Raw genomic sequence first — 4,579 nt, 5'->3', positions numbered from 1 at the left:
GGTCACGGCCCGTTCTGAAACGGCTGCTGACTAGGGCGTCAGGTCGATCTGAATCCCGGTGAGACCGTCGATGACGCCCGTCACCGTGTCGAGCACCGGCGCCACCACGTCCTTGCCCAGCGACGGCTGGGTCGGCGCGGGGGTCGGCTCGGGCTCCGGCTCGGGTTGCGGAGTCGGCTCCGGTGTCGGCTGCGGAGCTGGTTCGGGGGCCGGTGCCGGGTCCCTGTCCGACAGGGTGTCACCCTCGAGCGGGGTGGAGATCGTCCCGCTGGAGGAGTGAGCGCCACCGTAGGCCTCGGCGGTGGAGGGCGCGTCGTAGTCGCCGTTGGAGTGCTTGCCGCCGGAGGTGCCCGGCGCCGCAGGGGAGAACGGGGATGTCTTCTCCGGCGCGATCACGCCGGGGGCGTCGATGACCTTCTGGTCTGCGATGTCGACCACGGGTACGGCGTCGTAGTGACCGGCGTGGGCCTTGACCTGCTGGGTCTCGACGTCCGGGTCGACGTTGGCCTGGGCGAAGGCGCCGATGCCGGCCGAGGCGATCGCCATCGCCGCGAGCGGCAGCAGCACGGCCTTCTTGTTGCGGGCGCGGACCTTCGGGATCCGGTGTTCCTCGACCACGCTGTTCCGGGTCGGCACCTGCGCGGCGGCGTACGACGGCATCGCCGGGTTGGCGAACATCACCGGGCCGGCGGGGTGGAACTGCTGGGCCGTGTAGGGGCTCGGCTGGTAGGCGTACTGCGGCAGCTGGGGGTGCGGCATCGGGCGCTGGTAGGTGGCCCGTGGCGGCTGCGGGTGGCCGGCATCTGCGTGTCGCAGGACGAGCGCCGTGCCGGGCTGCGGCTGCGGTGCGTACGGCGTGTGATGCGGTCGCACTCGCTCCGCGGCCGGGTTCGTCTTGGGATTGGTGAACCACGACTCGTCTGAGGGTGTCATCCCCTCGAGAGCGCGGTGGGCGATCTCGAGGGGGTCCGGCGCGGTTCCGTTCGTGGGGAGCATCGGTGTGGCGGGGTGTCTAGCCGGCGTGGGTGGGACGTTCGAGTGGTCCCCCGTCGCGGGCCGACGATTCGCTTCAGTCATCTGACGCTGTCTCCTGAGCGCGTAGCGAGTGTCGGTTGTGTCGCGCAGCACGTAACGGAACCAGAATCTCGCCGGTTTGTCACCTTCTTCTCGAGAAAAAGTTACTGATCAGCCAAAACGGAAAACGAGTAACTTTTTCTATACATTGAGAGATATTCCTGGCCTACAGTGCGGCGATGGCCTCGGCGATGCTCAGGACCCGCTTCGCGCTCTCGACGTGCAGCGACTCGACCATCTTGCCGTTGTACGTCGCGACGCCGCTGCCGGCGGCCTCGAACGCCTCGATGAGGCCCTTGGCGTCGGCTACCGCCTGCTCGCTCGGTGCGAAGCCGGCGTTGGCTCCCTCGACCTGAGCGGGGTGGATCAGGGTCTTGCCGTCGAACCCGAAGATCCGGCCCTGCTCGACCTCGGCCGCGTAGCCCTCGGCGTCCTTCACGTTGTTGTAGACGCCGTCGAGGATGACCTTTCCGCTCGCGCGCGCGGCGAGCACGGCCAGCTGGAGGCTGGTGACCAGGTTGGCGCGGGCGGGTACGTGGTCGACGTACAGCTCCTTGACCAGGTCGTTCGTGCCCATGACGAGCACCGTCAGCCGCTCGGAGGCGGACGCGATCTCCTCGGCGTGGAGGATGGCGTACGGGCTCTCGATCATCGCCCAGAGCTTGGTCTGCTCCGGGACGCCGGCCTTCTCGAAGGCCGCCACGAGGTCGAGCACCTGCTGGGGGCTGTTGACCTTGGGGACGACGATCGCGTCGGGGCCGGCCTTGGCGGCGGCGGCCAGATCGGCCTCGTGCCATTCGGTGTCGGCGCCGTTGACGCGGATGGTGAGGTACTTGTTGCCGTACTCGCCCGACGTCACGGCCGCGGCCGCGTTCTCGCGCGCCTCCGGCTTGGCGTCGGGGGCGACGGCGTCTTCTAGGTCGAGGATCAGCGCGTCGGCGGTGATCGTCTTGGCCTTCTCGAGGGCGCGCGTGTTGGAGCTCGGCATGTAGAGGACCGAGCGCAGCGGGCGGAAGGTGGCTTCAGTCATCTCAGTCCTCGATCTCGATCGCGTCGTACGCCTTCTTCAGCTCGGGGTCGATGGCCGCGAGCTCCTCGGCCAGGTCGACGAGGACCAGGCACTGCTTCAGGGAGGCGTCGTCCTCCATCTTGCCGTCGAGCATGACCGCGCCGGTGCCGTCGCCCATGGCCGCGACCACGCGACGGGCGTGCTTGATGTCCTCGACGCTGGGGGAGAAGACGCGGTTGGCGATCTCGATCTGCTTGGGGTGCAGGCTCCAGGTGCCGACGCAGCCGAGCAGGAACGCGTTGCGGAACTGGTCCTCGGCCGCGACCACGTCGGTGATGTCGCCGAACGGGCCGTAGTAGGGGTAGATCCCCGCCGCGGCGCAGGCGTCGACCATCTTCGCGATCGTGTAGTGCCACAGGTCCTGCTGGAAGACCGTGCGGTTGCCGTGGATGTCACCGTCGACGGGGTCCTGGCGGACCAGGTAGCCCGGGTGGCCGCCACCGACGCGGGTGGTCTTCATCTTGCGGTCGGCCGCGAGGTCGGCCGGGCCGAGGCTGATGCCCTGCATGCGCGGGGAGGCGAGCGCGATCTCCTCGACGTTGGCCACGCCGCGCGCGGTCTCGAGGATGGCGTGGATGAGGATCGGCTTCTGTACGCCGCCCTTGGCCTCGAGCTGTGCGAGCAGCCGGTCCACGTAGTGGATGTCCTCGGGGCCCTGCACCTTCGGCACCATCACGACGTCGAGCTTGTCGCCGATCTCGGTGACCAGGGTGACCAGGTCGTCGAGCACCCACGGGGAGTCGAGGCTGTTGATGCGGGTCCAGAGCTGGGTCTTCCCGAAGTCTGTGCCCTTGGCGATCTCGACCAGGCCCTCGCGTGCGGCGACCTTGTTGTCGGCCTTGACGGCGTCCTCCAAGTTGCCGAGGAGGACGTCGACGGTGCCGACCATGGCGGGCACCTTGGCCGCCATCTTCGGGTTCGACGGGTCGAAGAAGTGGATCGCGCGACTCGGTCGCGCCGGGATCTCCCGCAGTGGTGCGGGAGCGCCCACCGCCAGGGGCGCGAAGAAGTCCTTAGGGCTCTTGTGACTCATGCCGGTCACCCTAACGGCCGGGGGTTACCGGTCGGTAGGCGTCTCGGCTTGTAACGATCACGACCGGCGTCGGGAGGGATGGTTCTTCGGGACCTGGGCGCCGTGACGGATCCGGGCGCCGGCGTCGAAGCCGGCGAGGACTGAGCGTACGGTGCTGCGGACCTTGCTGGGGTTCTTCCTGTAGTTCGTCATGACTCCATCGTGCTCGCGCCGAGCCTGCTGGAGGAGTGGCAGGATTGACTTAGAGTGATAGATTCTTGCCATGCCTGCGAAACCGTCCATCGCCATCCCGATCGTCGACGGGATGACCCTGTTCGAGATCGGGATGCCGCTCGAGGCGCTCGGCTACGACTGGGACCACGACGCCAGCCCGCTCTACGACGTGGCGCTGTGCGGCGACCTGCGTGGGGTGCGCGTCCATGGTGGGCCGCGGCTGACACCGCAGCGGCCGATGGCCGCGCTGGCCGAGGCCGGAACGGTGCTGGTGCCGGCGATCCGGCCGGGCGATCCGGTCAGCCCGACCCTGGTCCGGGAGCTACGCCGGGCCGCTGCCGGCGGCGCCCGGATGGTCTCGCTGTGCACCGGTGCCTTCGCCCTGGCCGAGGCCGGGCTGCTCGACGGTCGCCGAGCCACGACCCACTGGCGGTGGGCGGAGCTGTTCCGGCGTACGTATCCCCGGGTCGACCTCGACCCGCGGGCGATCTACGTCGACGACGGCGTGCTGACGAGCGCTGGCTCCGCCGCCGGACTGGACCTGTGCCTGCACCTGATCCGCACCGACCACGGCCAGCATGCCGCCAACACCATCGCCCGCAACCTTGTCATCGCTTCGCACCGTGACGGCGACCAGGCGCAGTACGTCGCGGCGGACCCGCTCACCGAGCAGGCCCACTGGCTCGACGAGCTGCGCGCCTGGCTCAGGGCAAACCTGCACGAGGACGTCACCCTCGAGCGGTTGGCGGCGGCCGCCGCGGTCTCGCCCCGCACCCTCGCCCGGCGTTTCGAGCGAGACCTCGCCACCACCCCGATGCGCTGGGTCTCCGCCGAGCGGATCGCGGTCGCCAAGACCCTCCTGGAGACCACCGACCTGCCGATCGACCGGATCAGCCACGAGGCGGGCTACTACTCGCCGGTGACCTTCCGGGCTGGGTTCACCTCGGAGGTCGGGGTGACTCCCGGGCGCTATCGGTCGCGGTTCTCGCGGCGCGATCTCACTGTTCGGGGTGGGGAGGTCGTCGGGACGCGCTGAGGGTTGGTGTGTTCGGGGGTTGGTGTTTGCCGCCGACCCGTTACGGGAGGGTGTTCTCAGCGGCGTCCGGAGTAAAGGACGGCCTGCGGCCGCCGGCTGACGCCGGTCGCCTTCGGCGATCCTTGACACCGGCCGTCGCCGAGAAAGATTTGGC

Annotated in this window: 5 protein-coding genes; 1 reads left to right on the top strand and 4 read right to left on the bottom strand. The window is 69.1% G+C overall.

The window, feature by feature from the left end; genetic code table 11:
* Positions 1-30 precede the first annotated feature (30 nt).
* The 4 genes from ACFU7D_RS28730 to ACFU7D_RS28715 all read right to left on the bottom strand — a co-directional run bounded on the left by ACFU7D_RS28730 (position 31) and on the right by ACFU7D_RS28715 (position 3,368).
* Positions 31-996, bottom strand: a complete 966-nt coding sequence (locus ACFU7D_RS28730) for a hypothetical protein (protein WP_378873690.1) — start codon at positions 994-996, stop codon at positions 31-33.
* A gap of 244 nt (positions 997-1,240) precedes the next feature.
* Positions 1,241-2,104, bottom strand: coding sequence for an HpcH/HpaI aldolase/citrate lyase family protein (locus ACFU7D_RS28725; RefSeq protein WP_378873687.1), 864 nt, complete (start codon positions 2,102-2,104; stop codon positions 1,241-1,243).
* A 1-nt stretch (position 2,105) separates the two neighbouring features.
* The gene (locus ACFU7D_RS28720; RefSeq protein ID WP_378873684.1) at positions 2,106-3,176 is read right to left on the bottom strand and encodes an HpcH/HpaI aldolase/citrate lyase family protein; all 1,071 of its coding nucleotides are present in this window, start codon (positions 3,174-3,176) and stop codon (positions 2,106-2,108) included.
* Positions 3,177-3,233: 57 nt separating this feature from the next.
* Complete coding sequence (locus ACFU7D_RS28715; protein WP_378873681.1) at positions 3,234-3,368, bottom strand: hypothetical protein; 135 nt, start codon at positions 3,366-3,368, stop codon at positions 3,234-3,236.
* 70 nt (positions 3,369-3,438) lie between these two features.
* Here ACFU7D_RS28715 and ACFU7D_RS28710 point away from each other — a divergent pair, with 70 nt between their 5' ends.
* Positions 3,439-4,425 (top strand): GlxA family transcriptional regulator, encoded by a 987-nt coding sequence (locus ACFU7D_RS28710; protein ID WP_378873678.1) that lies wholly within the window; start codon positions 3,439-3,441, stop codon positions 4,423-4,425.
* The last annotated feature ends 154 nt before the right edge of the window (positions 4,426-4,579 follow it).

This window comes from Nocardioides sp. NPDC057577 (assembly GCF_042801335.1).
GTDB lineage: Bacteria > Actinomycetota > Actinomycetes > Propionibacteriales > Nocardioidaceae > Nocardioides.
The sequence above is the reverse complement of the archived record's forward strand: the minus strand, read 5'-3'. Positions and strand labels throughout refer to the sequence as shown.